This window comes from Agrobacterium sp. LMR679, from assembly GCF_027157905.1.
GTDB lineage: Bacteria > Pseudomonadota > Alphaproteobacteria > Rhizobiales > Rhizobiaceae > Agrobacterium > Agrobacterium leguminum.
This window is the reverse complement of sequence record NZ_JAPVOJ010000001.1, coordinates 1,239,955-1,256,169: the sequence shown is the minus strand read 5'-3', so window position 1 is coordinate 1,256,169 and position 16,215 is coordinate 1,239,955. Positions and strand designations below refer to the sequence as shown.

The window sequence follows — 16,215 nt, the reverse complement described above, 5'->3', positions numbered from 1 at the left end:
GGCTCACCGCATCACGAAGGGATCGGGGATCGGATCATCGGAGGTGCGCAACCATATGGTCTTGGTCCGCGTGTAATCGAGCGCCGCCGCAAGCCCGCCCTCGCGTCCATCGCCCGACAGGCCGAATCCGCCGAAAGGCGCAATCGGAGAGACCGCACGATAGGTATTCACCCAGACGATGCCGGCACGGATCGCTTTCATCAGACGGTGGGCGCGCGTCAGGTTCTGCGTGAAGACACCGGAGGCAAGCCCATAGACCGTGTCATTGGCCAGCGCGATGGCTTCCGCTTCGGTTTCAAAGGAAACGACCGAGAGGACGGGACCGAAGAACTCCTTCTCCATCGATGGGGAGCGAATGCCATCGCAATCGAGAATGGTTGGCCGATAGAAATAACCACCGCCGTCTACAGGCGCACCGCCTGTGACAACCTTGGCGCCCGCGTCCACGGAGGCGGAAACCAGAGAAACGATATGCTTTCTTTGACGCTCCGTCGCCAGCGGGCCTACTTCTGTCGCCATATCCAGCGGCGAGCCGATGCGGATCGCCTCAGCCTTCGCCTTCAGAATCTCGAGGAATCGATCTTTGATACTTCTTTCGATGATCAGCCGCGAGCCGGCGACGCAACTCTGGCCGGTCGCGGCAAAAATGCCAGCCACCTGCGCATTGGCAGCGCTTTCGAGATCGGCATCGGCAAAAACGAGGATCGGCGATTTGCCGCCGAGTTCCAGCGAGGTTGAGGCAAGGTTTTCAGCCGAATTACGCACGATATGACGCGCCGTTTCCGGACCGCCGGTAAAGGCGATATGAGCCACCTTCGGATGGGTGGTGAGCGCCGTGCCGCAGGATGCGCCGAAGCCGGAGACGATATTGACGACGCCGGCGGGAAAACCGGCTTCCTGCACCAGCCGGGCAAATTCCAGAAGAGGTGCCGGCCCATCTTCCGAGGCCTTGACGACGATGGTGCAGCCGGCCGCGAGTGCGGGACCGATCTTGACGGCGGCGAGAAACAGCTGGCTGTTCCACGGCACGATGGCCGCCACGACGCCCACGGGTTCGCGCCGCAGCCAGACATCCATATCCGGCTTGTCGATCGGCAGATAGGCGCCCTCGATCTTGTCGGCCAGACCCGCATAATAACGATAATAATCTGCGACATAGGCAATCTGCGCGGAGGTTTCCCGGATGATCTTGCCGGTATCGCGGGTTTCGAGTTCGGCGAGCGCCTTCGCATTCTCAGTGACCAGATCGGCGAGCCGGTAGAGCAGCTTGCCACGCTGTGTCGCCGTCAGTTTCGACCAGCCTGCATCTTCGTAAAGCGCCCGATGCGCGGCTTCGACCGCACGGCCGACATCCGCCTCGCGGCTTTCCGGCATTTCGGCCCATGCCTTGCCGCTTGCGGGATCGAGACTTGCGAAACGCGCCTCGCCATCTTCGAAACGTCCGTCGATATAGCACTGGAAACTGCGCATCGCGTTACTCCCCGAAAGCCGGCATGACATCGGAAAGGAAGCGTTCCAGCGAGGCCTTCTTCCGCTCGAAGCTCATGCCCGTATCGATCCAGAAGGAATATTCGTCATAGCCCATGGCCTCGTAAGCTTTAAGCCGGCTAATCACCTCATCGGCATTGCCGACGACATTGTTCTTTCGCATGACATCGGTGGAAAGCATCGCGTTGGCGGCGATGTCTTCGGGCGCAATACGCTCGATCAGCCCCTGATGGATCGGTTTTTCGTTTTTGAACCAGGCGAAGAAATAATTGTAATAGACGCTCATCTCATGCGCCGCCTGGGCGATATCGGCTTCATCGGAACCGACATAGGTGTGGCGAAGCAGCATGATTTTCGGCCGCTTTTTTTCCGGGTTCTTGGCGCAGGCATCGTTGAAGCGGCCCATCAGGGTTTCCACCTCGTCATCGCCCTGCCAGAGCGGCGTCACCTGCACATTGCAATCATTGGCGACGGCGAATTCATGCGAATTCGGATCGCGCGCCGCCACCCAGATCGGCGGGAAGGGCTGCTGCAATGGCTTGGGAGCAGAGGTGGTGGCCGGAAATTTGTAGAACTCGCCGTCATGGGCATAGTCGCCCGCCCACACACCTTTGATGGCCGGGATCAGCTCGCGCATGCGCTGGCCGGCGCCCCAGGCATCGAGGCCCGGAAGCAGCCGCTCATATTCAAACGAGTAAGCACCGCGCGCAATGCCGATATCGAGACGGCCATCGCAGATGAGGTCGGTCATCGCGGCTTCGCCGGCAAGCTTGATCGGATGCCAGAAGGGCGCGATTACCGTTCCCGTACCGAGACGCGCCGTCCTGGTGCGCCGCGCCAGATCGGCGATCGTGACGAAGGGGTTCGGGGCAATGGTGAAGTCCATGCCGTGATGTTCACCGGTCCAGATGGCATGCATGCCGCCGCGATCGGCGATTTCGCAAAGCGTTACGAACTCCTCGTAGAGCGTCTTGTGATCCTGCGAGGCGTCCAGCCGTTCCATATGGACGAAGAGGGAGAATTTCATGGGTTTGCCGCCTTCATCGAGATGGGGTGGACCCTGCCGGCAGTCTCGTTACCGACATAGACACCGAAGTTGCCGATTGAACTTTCCAGCGCGAACCGGTTGACAATGTCCGCCGTCGCGCCGGAGTCGAACTTTGCCGAAGCCAGCGCGCCGGGCAACAGAAAACGGCCATGGCGCGGCGCATCGTCCCCATCTGCCAGTGCGTGGTAGACGATGTGCTGACGCCCATCCGCCTTGTTTTCATAAACCGAGTAAAGAAAGCCCGTCCTGACCGGCAGCCCGGTGAGCTCTTCCAGCCGCGCCGTCAGCGCCGCGACCGGATCGCCGCCCGCCACGACGCAGCCGGGCAGCGACAGCACATCCTCGCCGACGAGGTAAATCTCGCCACGACGCTCGAGAACCGCGCCGACAGCGATTTCACCCTCTGCCGCAGCCGAAAGCGCCTTGGCGGCCAGCATCGGCGTGAAGTAACCGCCGCGCGCATAACCGAGGCCGTTCAGGCCGCTATTCTCGAACGCCTCGATGCGACCGAGCAGAATGACGTGGTCTCCGGCCTCGATAACCTCCTGCATCGAACATTCGAACCAGGCCGCAACATCGGCAAAGACCGGTGAGCCTGCCGGCGCATCCGACCAGATGGCGGCGGCAAAACGATCTTCCACCGGCCGGGCGAACGTATTGGACAGGTCCTTCTGGCCTTCCGACAGAATATTGACGGCGAAATTTTTCGCACCCGTCATCGTCGCGAAATTGCGCGAGGTACGGGCAAGGCAGATCAGCAGCAGCGGCGGATCGAGCGAGACCGAGGTGAAGGAATTTGCGGTGAAACCCACCGGCTTTCCGGCTTCGTCGCGGGTGGTAACGATCGTCACCCCAGTCACGAAGGCGCCGAATGCGTCGCGCAGGGCGCGCGGGTCAAGGGTTGCAACGGTCATTGCGGCTCCTCCTCTAAAGCCAGCCATTCGGCCATCAGTGCATTGACGGTTTCGGGTGCGGTCAGATTGACCATATGCCGGTGCGCCTCGACGATACGGGCATAACCGCGCGGCGTGATCGCCGCCATCTGCTCCGCCATCAGGGGCGTGGAGTTCGGATCGTCCGAACCGGTCAGAAAAAGCGCCGGGCAGGTGACAGAAGGCCAGCGGTCGGCATAGGTCTCATCCCCACCCGCAAAAGCGGTATAGGCGACCGCGTAACCTTCCGGATCGACCATTTCCAGCCAGCCTCTCGTCAATTCCCGGGCGTGCTGGCTTTTCAGATCATCGCCGAACCAGCGCAGCAAGGGGCCTTCCTTGTCCACGCCCGTGGTGCGGATCGCCGCCGCGCGCGCAAGCACCGCCGCCTTCGCAACGGGGTCGCGGCGATAAACACCGTTCAGATACCCGACACGCGCTATGCGATCTCCAAGCATCGCGGCTGCCCCGCCGGAAATCAGCGCCCCCATGGAATGCCCGGAGACATTGGCGCGCTCTATCCGCATGTCGTCGAGAAACCGGCCGAACCAGCCGACGAAATCCTCAAGAGTACTGCCGGCCGCAAGACGTTCGCTGCCGCCGTGGCCGGGCATGTCGACCGCGATGACGCGGTGCGTCCTCGAAAACACCTCGATCTGCGGCGTCCAGGCTTCGAGCCGCATTCCAACACCGTGGATGAGGATCAGATTCTCGCCCGCGCCGGCTTCGAAATAGGCGGCCCCGCCTCCGGTCGTTTTCCGGGGAAGCGTGGCGGCGCCTGCCTTTGCACCATTGACCCGTGACGTGTCGGCGACCCTTTGCATTGGCGTCCGCCTCAAACGCCGGCCGGATTGGCGACATCCTGACCGAGATCCTTCAGATCCTGATAACGGTCACCAATGCGGTGGTGCGGCCGGCCGCCAACGGAAGCACCGAGTGCGACCACGATCTCGTCGGCGGCCGGAGCATCGGGAATGGCCGTCTGGATCGTCAGATAATGCGAACGGCGGCCCTCATCATTCTTGTCCATCAGCGGGATCATGATCGGCGCATTGCCTGGGCCGCGCGTGTTGCAGAAAGCGAGATAGGATTTGGCGCCGACCGCCTGACGATAGTGATTGCCGAAGCGCAGCGTATGGATGAGCGCGGAGGCATGTTCGATCTCACCATCCAGCCCCACGACGGCCGCCTTGCCATAGGCCTCGACCGCCTCACCGGACCCGACGGCGTCAAGGATCATCTTCGTCAGCAATTCGCCAAGCACCGGCGCACCTGCGTGAATTTCCGGCTTCAGATCGGCTACGAAACCTTTGCCCGCCCACGGATTTTTAACGACCGCAATGGCGGCGAACAGCCTCAACGGCGCTGCGGCAGCCTTGCCCCCCTCAATCAACGTCGTTTCGACCTGCAGCAGGGTCTTGCGGATCTGGATGGACATCAGCGCTCTCTCCGTAAATATGATGGCTTATGGTATGCCATAATATATGACTGTCAAGTACCGTAATCCCGTAAGGGTGAGCAATGGAATTCTTGGGGTTGTCGTCGCCCATAAGCCGAGCGCTATGGCCAACCGATTGCACTTGGCAAGCAACGATTGGAGGCGGGAAAATGGGGCAGATTTGACCGGGGCGTCATCAGCCGCACTGGATGCGCAAGTGGCCGCCCGATACGGCGGCAATGTTCCGGAAGATCAGGGCAGCCGAGGCCAGTGGCCTCTATTCCTGACTTTCAAGCCGATATCGGGAACCGGGATAGAGCAGCCGTACGGACGTGACGGCGCGGCTCGATGACCAGGTTCTGCGGCGCACGAGAAGGCAGGGCTCGTTTCGGCTGATGGCCATCAATTTGCATTCCCAGGGCTGGGGCGATGCGGCCTCGATGAATTGCTCGGTGCGCGAAATCGGTGCCGCCGCCGTCAGATAGGCATTCGGGGTGAGCGTATTGAAATCCTGCATCAGATAATCCGGAGCGATCTCCGCATTGACGAAGCGATCTTCGAGTTGGATCGGCACATCGTCTTCGTGGTGGACGATGATGGAGTGAAAAACCTTCGCTCCCACGGCGATCTCCAGCGCCGTTGCAAGATCGGGACCGCAAACTTCCGTCTGGGCGAGAATCAGGCTCGGCCGATGCGTCGAACCGCGCTCCTTGATCTCGTCGGCAATGTTGCGCACGCCCATCATGCCGGCGCTTCGCTTTTTCGGGGCGACAAAGGACCCGCGCCCCTGCACGCGAACGATCACCCCCTCGGTTGCCAGCTCCCGCAGCGCGCGGTTTGCCGTCATGCGACTGACACCCAGCATGTCGACGATCTCGTTTTCGGAGGGTATCCTGTGGTTGGTCAACCACTCTCCGCTGGCGATCTTTTCCTTGATCTGTTCTTTCACCCGCTCATACAGCGGCAGGGAGGAGCGATCGCCCGAGACAGGAAACTCGTTTTCGGTGACGGGCAGCATTGAAACTCCTAAAAATCGGGCGACTGCACAAAACGCAGCCAGAATCCGCGCAAGCACAAAATTATCACATCCTATCTTGCTTGTCTTTCGCAAATGTGTGAAGTTACATATACAACTTGAGGGGAAAATAATGGCAAGCGAAGACCCGATCTCCAGCGGCCGCAAGTCTCCCGCCGATAGTCGGGGCGATATTCGAATGCCCGCCCAGCGCAACGGCAGGAGCTGCCATACCGATGCCGAAGCCATGTTTGATGGTTCGGCCGGGCAATATGCGCTGAAAGACCGTCCTTGCCGGAACCCGCCAACCACATGCGTCTTCGACCCGGCGTGGCCAATGCGCGCGAGCCATATGAATTTCTCAAAGTTGTATAGTGAACTTCCGACACGCCGCTCCAGGGTGAACATCGAATTCCATATTGATTCGACGAGCGCCCGGCCGCCGATTTCGACGGGATATGAAATGCACAGATAACTGCCGGGTTAAGGGCAAAGGCCTGCCCGGAGCGCCCGGCTGAAACCACAAAACGCATGCCAGCAACTTGCCAATCATCAAACCAAAAGGGGAATGCAATGCTGAATTCAAAGCTGAAAATCGCGCTGGCCACCACCGCGCTCATCATGGGAGCCTATGCCGGGTCCGCGAAAGCGGAAGGCTATTGCGCCGCTGGAAAGACCATCACCTTCGCGGGCATCGACTGGGAAAGCGGTGCTTTCATCACCGAAGTCATGAAGGAAATCCTCTCCAAGGGCTATGATTGCAAGGTCGATTCCATTCCGGGCAACTCCGTGACGCTGGAACAGGCGACCGCCAATAACGACGTGCAGATCTTCGCTGAAGAATGGATCGGCCGCTCCGACGTCTGGAACAAGGCTGCGGAAGCAGGCCAGGTAACATCGGTCGGCAAGACCTTCGTTGGCGCCGCCGAAGGCTGGTTCGTGCCGGAATATCTGGTCAAGGGCGACCCGGCAAAAGGCATCGAAGCCAAGGCTCCGGACCTGAAGAGCGTCGACCAGCTTTCCGACCCGAAGATCGTCGAACTGTTCAAGGATCCGGAAGAGCCGACCAAGGGCCGCTTCCTCAATTGCCCCTCGGGCTGGACCTGCGAAGGCGTCAATACCGCCAAGCTGCAGGCCTACAAGCTGGAAGCAAACTATGTGAATTTCCGCCCCGGCACCGGCACCGCTCTCGACGCCGCCATTGCCGCCGCCTATCTCCAGGGCGAGCCGATGCTGTTCTATTACTGGAGCCCGACGGCAATCATGGGCAAATACAAGCTCATCCAGCTGCAGGAGCCGGCCTATAGCGACGCCTGCTGGAAGGAACTGACGAGCGCCGATGGAAAGCGCGACGCCGGTTGCGCCTTCCCCTCCGTCGAGGTGGCCTATGGCGTGAACAGCATCTTTGCGAAGGAAGCGCCGGAAATCATCGCGATCCTTGAAAAGGCGACATTCCCGCTGGCGGAGATCAACTCCAGCCTCGCCTACATGACTGACAAGCAGGTCGATGCGACAGCCGCCGCCAAGACCTTCCTTCAGACCAAGGCCGATATCTGGGGCAGCTGGGTTTCTGCGGACGCCAAGGCGCGGATCGAAGCCGCCGTCAAGTAAACATCGCAGGCGCGCCGGGCTTCCGGCGCGCATTTTCCCGTCAGGACAGGGGCCGGCTCCTAGATGTGGGGTCGGCAGGCGCGAGGACGACACCAATGTTTCCTGAAGTTTTCCATATTTCCATCCGAGGCCCGATCAATGAGATCGTGCGTTCGCTGGTGGTGAATTACGGCTCCGTTTTCAAGGCGATCTCGCAGACGATCCTGCAGGCGATCCTCTTCGTGGAATGGGTGCTGCGCGGTCTGCCGTGGTGGGTCATTTTTCTGGTCTTCCTGGTGCTCGCCTGGTTCGCGGCGAAGAAGATTTCGCTCGTCATCATGGTGGCGGTGATGCTTTTCATCGTCGGCGCGCTCGGTCTCTGGGACCTGACGATGCAGACGCTGGCGCTGATGCTGATTGCCAGCCTCATCTCCATCGTCATCGGCGTGCCCATGGGCATCCTGCTTGCCAAAAGCGAGTGGGCGCGGCGCATCACCCTGCCGGTGCTCGACGTCATGCAGACCATGCCGAGCTTCGTCTATCTCATTCCCGCCATCATGCTTTTCGGCCTCGGCAAGGTTCCGGCCGTGCTGGCCACCATCGTTTATGCCGTGCCGCCGCTGATCCGCCTGACCGATCTCGGCATCCGGCAGGTGGACCGGGAAGTGGTGGAGGCGGCGACCGCCTTTGGCGGCAGCCCGAGACAAATCCTATTCGGCGTCGAATTGCCGCTCGCCACGCCCACGATCATGGCCGGCCTCAACCAGACGATCATGATGGCGCTCTCCATGGTCGTCGTCGCCTCGATGATCGGCGCGCGCGGCCTTGGCGAGCAGGTGCTGAACGGCATCCAGACGCTCGATGTCGGCAAGGGCCTCGAAGCAGGCCTCGGCATCGTTATTCTCGCAATCGTGCTCGATCGTATCACCCAGGGTTTTGGCCGATCCAGCCGGAAGGAAATGGGCAATGACTGATATCCATATCCGCAACGTGTCCAAGATCTTCGGCGGCAACTGGAAGGCTGCGCTCGCCATGGCGCAGCAGGGCGCGGAAAAGAGCGACATCCTGGCAAAGACGGGGTGCAGCGTCGGCCTCGACAATGTCAGCCTCGATATAGCGGGCGGCCGCATTTTCGTGATCATGGGCCTCTCCGGTTCCGGCAAGTCGACGCTGGTGCGCCACATCAACCGCCTTATCGAACCGACAAGCGGCGAGATTCTCGTCGGCGACGACAATGTTCTTGCGCTGAAGCCGAAAGACCTGCGCGACTTCCGCAACCGGCGCGTCAGCATGGTGTTCCAGAATTTCGGCCTGATGCCGCACCGCACCGTGTTGCAGAACGTCGTTTATGGCCAGCGCGTGCGCGGGTTGACCAAGGCCGACGCACGGCCCATCGGCATGAAGTGGATCGAGACCGTCGGCCTTTCAGGCTATGAGGACAAGTTTCCGCACCAGCTTTCCGGGGGCATGAAGCAACGCGTCGGTCTCGCCCGCGCGCTGGCCGCCGATACCGACGTCATCCTGATGGACGAGGCCTTTTCGGCGCTCGACCCGCTGATCCGCGCCGACATGCAGGACCAGTTGCTGCAGCTCGAAAAGAACCTGCACAAGACCATCGTTTTCATCACCCACGATCTCGACGAGGCGCTCCGCATCGGCGCGCAGATCGCGATCCTGAAGGACGGCAAACTGGTGCAGGTGGGAACGCCGGACCAGATCCTCAACAGCCCCGCAAACGACTATGTCGCCCGTTTCGTGGAGCGCCGCACGGGTGCGGGAGAAGGCCAGCATGGCTGATACGATCACCATCGATCGTCCCCTCAACTGGCAAGAGATCGCCGCCGTTGCAAAGGTGCGACGCTTTCCCTGTCGGATAAAGCGTGGCGGCGCATTGCCGAAGCCCGCGCCATCGTCGATGCGCTGGTCGAAAAACGGGTTCGCGGTTACGGCATCAACACAGGTGTCGGCGCGCTCTGCGATGTGATCGTCGACATCCCGCAGCAGCAGGCCCTCTCCCGCAACATCCTGCTCAGCCACTCCTGCGGCGTCGGAGAACCGCTCGGACGCGAAGAAACGCGCGCCATCATGGCCGCCCAGATCAACAACTTCGCGCATGGTTATTCCGGTGTGCAGGTCAAAACGGTCGAAGCGCTGCTGGCCCTGCTGAATGGCGATATTCTTCCCGTCATTCCGTCAAAGGGCTCGGTGGGTTACCTCACCCATGCCGCGGCCATAGGTCTGGTGCTGATCGGCGAAGGCTGGGCCCGCCACGGCGGCGAACTCATCAGCGGCAGACAGGGGCTCGAAAAGCTTAACCTCGAACCCATGGTTCTGCAGGCAAAGGAGGGGCTCAGCCTCGTTAACGGCACACCCTGCGCCACCGGCCTCGCCAGCCTCGCGCTTGCCCGCACGACTTCGCTCCTTGACTGGGCCGATGCGGCAGCGGCGATGAGTTATGAAAACCTTGGTGCGCAGGCCGATCCCTTCGCCGCAGGGCCGCTGGCACTGCGCAGCTCGCCCGGCATCCAAACCGTCGGCGCAAATCTGCGCCAGCTTCTGGCGGCAAGCCCGCTTCTTGCCCGGTCGGCCGGATCGCGCACGCAGGATCCGCTCAGCCTGCGCGCCGTGCCGCAGGTGCATGGCGCCGTTCGCGACAGCGTCGCGCAGATCGCCGATGTCGTAGACCGCGAGCTCGCGAGTGTCACGGACAACCCGGTCGTCGGCGGCACGCCGCAGGCGCCCGAGGTCCACTCCCAGGCCCACGCCGTCGGTGCGGCGCTCGGGCTTGCCATGGATGGGCTGGCGACGGCCGCAGCCGAACTTGCGGGGATTTCCGAGCGGCGTATCGACCGGCTCGTCAACCCGCTTGTCAGCGGGCTGCCCGCCTTTCTGGCGGAAAGTGACGGTGTCTGTTCCGGTTTCATGATCATCCAGTACACGGCCGCAGCGCTTGCCGCAGAAAATCGCCGCCTCGCCGCCCCCGCCAGCCTCGATGGCGGCATCACCTCCGCCTTGCAGGAGGATATATTGACTCACGCCACCGCCGCTGCCGACAAGACGCTTTCGATTATCGGCAATCTGGAAACCATTCTGGCAATCGAGATCATGAGCGCCGCGCAGGCTTACGACATGCAGCCAGGCGAAGCCGGCCGCGCACCCGGCACCGATAGGCTTTATCAGCACGTCCGGGCGGCGGCGCCATTTTACCGTGACGACCAGCCGCTCAACAATCTGGTAGCTGCCGTTCGGGAAATGCTGCAAACCACGCTTGCGGGAATAGGTGCCGACGCAGGCTAGATACTGCGCCGGAAATTTTAGCCGCACACGAGGCGGAAGAGGTTACTCTTTGCCGGTCTTCTGGGCGATGAGAACAGCTTCCGCAATCGCGCTTGCGCTCGCGACATGGTCCAGAGCCGCCTTGTAAGCGGCGTCTCCGTCCCCCTGCCGGATGGCTTCGACGATCTTTTCCATTTGCGCCGGACCTTCGGTATCGCGGCTTTTCGTCTTGATCGTCATCGAACGAAGATGGTTGATCCGCACCGTCAGCAGGTTGACGACGCCCCAGGCGACATGCCGGTCGATCTTGCTGAACAGCGTCTGATAAAAGGACGAGGTATGCGCCAGAACGCCCGGCATATCCCTTTCGACATAGCTTTCGCGGATATGCCTGAGCGACACTTCAAGCGCTTCCACGATGGCTGGATCGCGGCGCTCCGCACAAAGGCGTGCCGCCATTCCCTCCAGCGCACCGCGAATTTCATAAATCTGCTTCGCCTCATCGAGATCGAGCATCGCGACCATCGGGCCCTTGTTCGGCAAATTCGCCACCAGCCCCTCGGACTCCAGATGCCGCAGGACCTCACGAACGATGGTGCGGGAAACGCCGAGCTGGGCGCAGAGATCGCGCTCGACCAGACGGTCGCCCGGGCGGAAATAACCGTTCACGATGGCGTCACGGACCTTGTCGAGAGCGAGTTCCCTCAGCGTCTTTGTCGGGCGCTCAACGCGAATGGCAGTTCCGTGCGAAGCATCTGTCATGGTATCACCTCGTTTGACACCTCCCGTTTCGTTGCAACGCAGTTACGAACAAAGCGGGAAATGGCTTTTGTATTATGGCGTACCAGCTTATTTAGCGCCGTGCTCTGCTTAAGGCAACATCAGCGCGGCTCACGCAGAATGCTCATCCCATTCTTTCCGAAGCGTAAGAGCCAGGACCGGGGGGAAACACCACGGTTCGGCTGCCATTCAGGAATACGCGCCGGTGAATATGGGCGTGGATGGCACGCGCCAGCACCTGCGCTTCCACGTCGCGGCCGAGCGACACATAGTCCTCGGCCGACTGGGCATGGGTGATGCGCACGGTATCCTGCTCAATGATCGGCCCCTCATCCAGATCGGCGGTCACATAATGCGCCGTCGCGCCAATCAGCTTCACACCGCGCTGATAGGCCTGCTTGTAAGGGTTGGCGCCCTTGAAGGACGGCAGGAAGGAATGGTGAATATTGATGATCCTGCCCGACATCGCCTCGCACATCCTGTCGGAAAGCACCTGCATGTAACGCGCCAGCACGACGAGTTCCGTACCTGAGCTTTCCACGATCTCCATGATCCGGGCTTCGGCCTGCGGTTTGTTCTCTTTCGTCACCGGAATGTGGTGGAACGGAATGTCGTGATTGACGACGACCTTCTGATAATCGAAATGGTTGGAGACGACGCCGACAATATCGATCGGCAGCGCCCCGATGCGCCAGCGGTAAAGCAGGTCATTGAGGCAATGGCCGAAGCGCGACACCATCAAAAGAACCTTCATCCGCTCTGCCTGGTCGTGCAGCGCCACCTCCATGCCGAATTTTTCCGAGATCGGAGCAAGCCCGGCCATCAACGCGTCGCGCGTCGCACCCTCCTCGGAGATGAAACCCACGCGTATGAAAAAACGGCCGGTGCCGAGATCGTCGAATTGCGAACTGTCGACGATGTTGCACCCCTTCTCAGCGAGAAAGCCTGAAAGGGCGGCGACAATGCCGCGGGTGGATTTGCATGTCACGGTCAGGACGAAGTTCGTCATCTGGCACTCTTTCTGTCATCGATAAAGCATGTCTCCCAAAAGTGTTCAGCGGTTTTGGGACCAGACATGCTTAAAAACAAAGATCTAAAGCGCGTGGCATGAACCAGATTGGACGCGACGCGCTTTAGTGAAAAACCCCGCGCTTTTGATCAGCGCGGGGAAAAGCCGCAAGGGCGGCGGGGAAACCCGGGCTCAGACGTCGAGGGTGGTCTGATGCTCCCATGCGGTGAATTGCGAGCAATAGCTGTTCCACTCACCCTGCTTGAGCTTCAGATAGGCCTTGGAGAATTCAGTGCCGAGCGCCTGCTGCAATTCCGCATCCTTCTCATATTCGCGCAGCGCATCGAGAAGGTTGAGCGGCAGCTTCGGTGCATCCGTAACCTTGTGGCCCTCGCGATACATGTCGATATCGTAGTGCGGACCGGGATCGGCCTTGGAGCGGACACCGGAAAGGCCGGCGGCGATGATGATGGCCTGCAGCAGATAGGGGTTCACGGCTCCATCCGGCAGGCGCAGTTCGAACCGTCCCGGTCCCGGAACGCGCACCATATGGGTGCGGTTATTGCCGGTCCAGGTCACCGTATTCGGCGCCCAGGTCGCGCCGGAAATCGTTCGCGGCGCGTTGATGCGCTTGTAGGAATTGACCGTCGGATTGGTGACGGCCGCAAGCGCCGAGGCATGTTTCATGATGCCGCCGAGGAACGTCTTGCCCTTGGCCGACAGACCGAAAGGCATTTCCCTGTCGGCAAAGGCGTTGACCTTGCCGTCGATGTCCCAGACCGAAATATGGGCATGGCAGCCATTGCCGGTCAGGCCCTTGAAAGGCTTCGGCATGAAGGTGGCGCGCAGCCCGTGTTTTTCGGCGACGGATTTGACCATGAATTTGAAGAAGGAATGTTTGTCTGCGGTCTGCAGCGCGTCGTCATATTCCCAGTTCATCTCGAACTGGCCGTTCGCGTCCTCATGGTCGTTCTGGTATGGCTTCCAGCCCAACTCCAGCATGTAGTCGCAAATCTCGGCGATCACATCGTAACGGCGCATCACCGCCTGCTGGTCGTAGCAGGGCTTCTCCGCCGTATCGTATTCGTCGGAGATTTTCGCACCATCCGGCGAAATCAGGAAAAATTCCGGCTCCACGCCGGTCTTGACCCTGAGCCCTTCGCTTGCCGCCTCAGCGATGAGCTTTTTCAGCACCACGCGCGGCGCCTGCTCCACCGGCTGGTCTTCCATCACGCAATCGGCGGCGACCCAGGCGACATCCTTTTTCCATGGAAGCTGGATGACCGAGGAGGCGTCGGGCACGGCGAATAGATCGGGATGGGCGGGTGTCAGATCGAACCAGGTGGCGAAGCCTGCAAAACCCGCGCCATCCTTCTGCATATCGGCAATGGCTTCTGCGGGAACCAGCTTGGCGCGCTGGCCGCCGAAGAGATCGGTATAACTGATCATGAAATATTTGATGCCCTTTTCGGCAGCAAATTTGGAGAGGTCCAGTGTCACGTCATTCCCCTTTTTTTGAATATCAGACACTTCATCGAAAAAAGACGGGCACATCCTCCCAAATGCGCCCGTCCGTTCTTATGGCTTAAAAGCTGCCTTTGCCCGGGAACCAGTTGGTTCCCGCCAGCGGAACCTGCGCCATGGCGGCAGCCTCCATCGTCAGCGCCACCAGATCTTCCGGCTCCAGATTGTGGAGATGGTTCTTGCCGCAGGCACGCGCGATGGTCTGCGCCTCGAGCGTCATGACCTTCAGATAATTGGCGAGGCGGCGGCCGGCGGCGACGGGATCGAGGCGTGCTGCCAATTCCGGGTCCTGCGTGGTGATGCCGGCGGGGTCTTTGCCCTCGTGCCAGTCATCGTAAGCGCCGGCCGTGGTGCCGAGTTTCTGATATTCGTCTTCCCACTTGGGATCATTGTCGCCGAGCGCAACCAGTGCCGCAGTGCCTATAGCGACTGCATCGGCACCCAGCGCCAGTGCCTTGGCGACATCCGCACCCGAACGGATACCGCCGGAGACGATGAGCTGCACCTTGCGGTGCATGCCGAGATCCTGAAGCGCCTGCACGGCGGGGCGAATGCAGGCAAGCGTTGGCATGCCGACATTTTCGATGAAGACATCCTGCGTGGCCGCCGTGCCGCCCTGCATGCCATCCAGCACCACCACATCGGCACCGGCCTTCACCGCCAGCGCCGTATCGTAATAGGGCCGTGCACCGCCAACCTTGATATAGATCGGTTTTTCCCAGTCGGTAATTTCACGCAGTTCGAGGATCTTGATTTCCAGATCGTCCGGTCCGGTCCAATCGGGATGACGGCAGGCGGAGCGCTGGTCGATACCCTTCGGCAGGTTGCGCATGTTGGCGACGCGATCGGAAATCTTCTGGCCGAGCAACATGCCGCCGCCGCCCGGTTTCGCGCCCTGACCGACGACGACCTCGATGGCGTCCGCACGGCGCAAATCCTTCGGGTTCATGCCGTAACGCGAGGGCAGATACTGGTAAACCAGCGTCTGGCTGTGGCCGCGCTCCTCATCCGTCATGCCGCCGTCGCCGGTCGTGGTGGAGGTGCCGGCGATTGTTGCGCCCCGGCCAAGCGCTTCCTTGGCGTTGCCTGAGAGAGCGCCAAAGCTCATGCCGGCAATGGTGATCGGCGTTTTCAGCGTGATCGGCTTCTTGGCGAAGCGCGTGCCAAGCGTCACGGTCGTATCGCATTTCTCGCGATAACCTTCGAGCGGATAACGCGAGATGGACGCGCCGAGAAACAGGAGATCGTCGAAATGCGGCACCTTGCGTTTGGTGCCCGCGCCGCGAATATCATAGATGCCGGTTGCCGCCGCGCGGCGGATTTCCGCCAGCGTGTGGTCATCGAAAGTTGCGGATTTGCGCGGCGGGGTGAAGGGGTTGTGATAGCTCATAGGAAAATCCCTCGCCTCAATACGCGTCGGCGTTGTCGATGTTGAAATTGTAGAGTGTGCGGGCCGAGCCGTAGCGCTTGAACTCGTCAGGGCTGACATCCGTGACGCCGGCCCTTTGCAGAAGTTCTGCGAGCTTTTCGAGATGTTCGGGGCGCATCTCCTTCTCGATGCAATCGGCCCCGAGGCTCTTCACCGAACCGCGCACAAAGAGCTTCGCCTCATAAAGGGAATCGCCCAGCGCATCGCCCGCGTCGCCGCAGACGACGAGGTGGCCGGACTGGCCCATGAAGGCCGACATGTGGCCGATATTGCCCTTCACGACGATATCGATGCCCTTCATGGAAATGCCGCAGCGCGAGGCGGCATTGCCCTTGATGACCAGAAGCCCGCCGCGGCCTGTCGCGCCGGCATATTGCGAAGCGTCGCCCTCGATGACGACCGTGCCGGACATCATGTTTTCCGCAACACCCGGCCCGGCCGAGCCGTGCACGGTGACGTTGCCGCCATCATTCATGCCGGCGCAATAATAACCGACCGAACCGTGCACATCGACGGTGACGGGGCTGTCGATGCCGACCGCCACGGCATGGTGGCCGCGGGGATTGACGACCTCGAATTCGGTGTCGTTCGCGCCCGAGGAAAGACCGTGGAGCGCCTTGTTGAGTTCACGCAGCGGCGTGTGGGAGAGATCGAAAACTGGCATGGATTATGACTTTCAAAACAGG

At 60.9% G+C, this 16,215-nt stretch carries 15 protein-coding genes and 1 pseudogene; 5 read left to right on the top strand and 11 right to left on the bottom strand.

All coding sequences use genetic code 11. The features are described from left to right. Positions 1–3: 3 nt before the first annotated feature. From O3W47_RS05780 to hutC, 6 genes are all read right to left on the bottom strand, one after another. Positions 4–1,470: an aldehyde dehydrogenase gene (locus tag O3W47_RS05780; protein WP_269313214.1), complete on the bottom strand. Its 1,467-nt coding sequence runs from the start codon at positions 1,468–1,470 to the stop codon at positions 4–6. Positions 1,471–1,474: 4 nt separating this feature from the next. After that, complete coding sequence (locus tag O3W47_RS05775) at positions 1,475–2,515, bottom strand: LLM class flavin-dependent oxidoreductase (RefSeq protein WP_269313213.1); 1,041 nt, start codon at positions 2,513–2,515, stop codon at positions 1,475–1,477. After that, the gene (locus tag O3W47_RS05770) at positions 2,512–3,450 is read right to left on the bottom strand and encodes a flavin reductase family protein (protein WP_269313212.1); all 939 of its coding nucleotides are present in this window, start codon (positions 3,448–3,450) and stop codon (positions 2,512–2,514) included. The genes O3W47_RS05775 and O3W47_RS05770 overlap by 4 nt, the downstream gene beginning before the upstream one ends. After that, positions 3,447–4,292: an alpha/beta fold hydrolase gene (locus O3W47_RS05765; RefSeq protein ID WP_269313211.1), complete on the bottom strand. Its 846-nt coding sequence runs from the start codon at positions 4,290–4,292 to the stop codon at positions 3,447–3,449. Before O3W47_RS05765 ends, O3W47_RS05770 begins: the two co-directional genes overlap by 4 nt. An 11-nt stretch (positions 4,293–4,303) precedes the next feature. After that, the gene (locus O3W47_RS05760; protein WP_127755515.1) at positions 4,304–4,906 is read right to left on the bottom strand and encodes an amino acid synthesis family protein; all 603 of its coding nucleotides are present in this window, start codon (positions 4,904–4,906) and stop codon (positions 4,304–4,306) included. Positions 4,907–5,183: 277 nt separating this feature from the next. Continuing rightward, positions 5,184–5,924, bottom strand: a complete 741-nt coding sequence (gene hutC / locus O3W47_RS05755) for a histidine utilization repressor (RefSeq protein ID WP_003519590.1) — start codon at positions 5,922–5,924, stop codon at positions 5,184–5,186. A 130-nt stretch (positions 5,925–6,054) separates the two neighbouring features. Here hutC and O3W47_RS05750 point away from each other — a divergent pair, with 130 nt between their 5' ends. The 5 genes and pseudogenes from O3W47_RS05750 (at position 6,055) to O3W47_RS05730 (ending at position 10,808) form a co-directional block, all read left to right on the top strand. Continuing rightward, entirely contained in the window at positions 6,055–6,396 is a 342-nt protein-coding gene (locus O3W47_RS05750) for a hypothetical protein (protein ID WP_262531689.1), read from the top strand. 98 nt (positions 6,397–6,494) lie between these two features. Next, complete coding sequence (locus O3W47_RS05745) at positions 6,495–7,532, top strand: ABC transporter substrate-binding protein (protein ID WP_269313210.1); 1,038 nt, start codon at positions 6,495–6,497, stop codon at positions 7,530–7,532. Between the two features lie 95 nt (positions 7,533–7,627). Next, entirely contained in the window at positions 7,628–8,485 is an 858-nt protein-coding gene (locus O3W47_RS05740) for an ABC transporter permease (RefSeq protein ID WP_003519593.1), read from the top strand. Then, positions 8,478–9,308, top strand: a complete 831-nt coding sequence (locus tag O3W47_RS05735; protein WP_003519594.1) for a quaternary amine ABC transporter ATP-binding protein — start codon at positions 8,478–8,480, stop codon at positions 9,306–9,308. Before O3W47_RS05740 ends, O3W47_RS05735 begins: the two co-directional genes overlap by 8 nt. Next, positions 9,301–10,808: pseudogene (locus tag O3W47_RS05730) on the top strand (HAL/PAL/TAL family ammonia-lyase). Before O3W47_RS05735 ends, O3W47_RS05730 begins: the two are co-directional and overlap by 8 nt. Positions 10,809–10,850: 42 nt before the next feature. Here the strand turns inward: O3W47_RS05730 and O3W47_RS05725 are convergent. From O3W47_RS05725 to O3W47_RS05705, 5 genes are all read right to left on the bottom strand, one after another. After that, complete coding sequence (locus O3W47_RS05725; RefSeq protein WP_269313209.1) at positions 10,851–11,549, bottom strand: GntR family transcriptional regulator; 699 nt, start codon at positions 11,547–11,549, stop codon at positions 10,851–10,853. 142 nt (positions 11,550–11,691) lie between these two features. After that, positions 11,692–12,576, bottom strand: a complete 885-nt coding sequence (gene purU / locus O3W47_RS05720) for a formyltetrahydrofolate deformylase (RefSeq protein ID WP_269313208.1) — start codon at positions 12,574–12,576, stop codon at positions 11,692–11,694. Positions 12,577–12,768: 192 nt separating this feature from the next. After that, positions 12,769–14,076: a type III glutamate--ammonia ligase gene (glnT, locus tag O3W47_RS05715; protein ID WP_137453592.1), complete on the bottom strand. Its 1,308-nt coding sequence runs from the start codon at positions 14,074–14,076 to the stop codon at positions 12,769–12,771. Between the two features lie 85 nt (positions 14,077–14,161). Continuing rightward, positions 14,162–15,490, bottom strand: coding sequence for an FMN-binding glutamate synthase family protein (locus tag O3W47_RS05710; RefSeq protein ID WP_078052083.1), 1,329 nt, complete (start codon positions 15,488–15,490; stop codon positions 14,162–14,164). A gap of 16 nt (positions 15,491–15,506) precedes the next feature. Then, entirely contained in the window at positions 15,507–16,193 is a 687-nt protein-coding gene (locus O3W47_RS05705) for a GXGXG domain-containing protein (RefSeq protein WP_127755511.1), read from the bottom strand. Positions 16,194–16,215 lie beyond the last annotated feature (22 nt).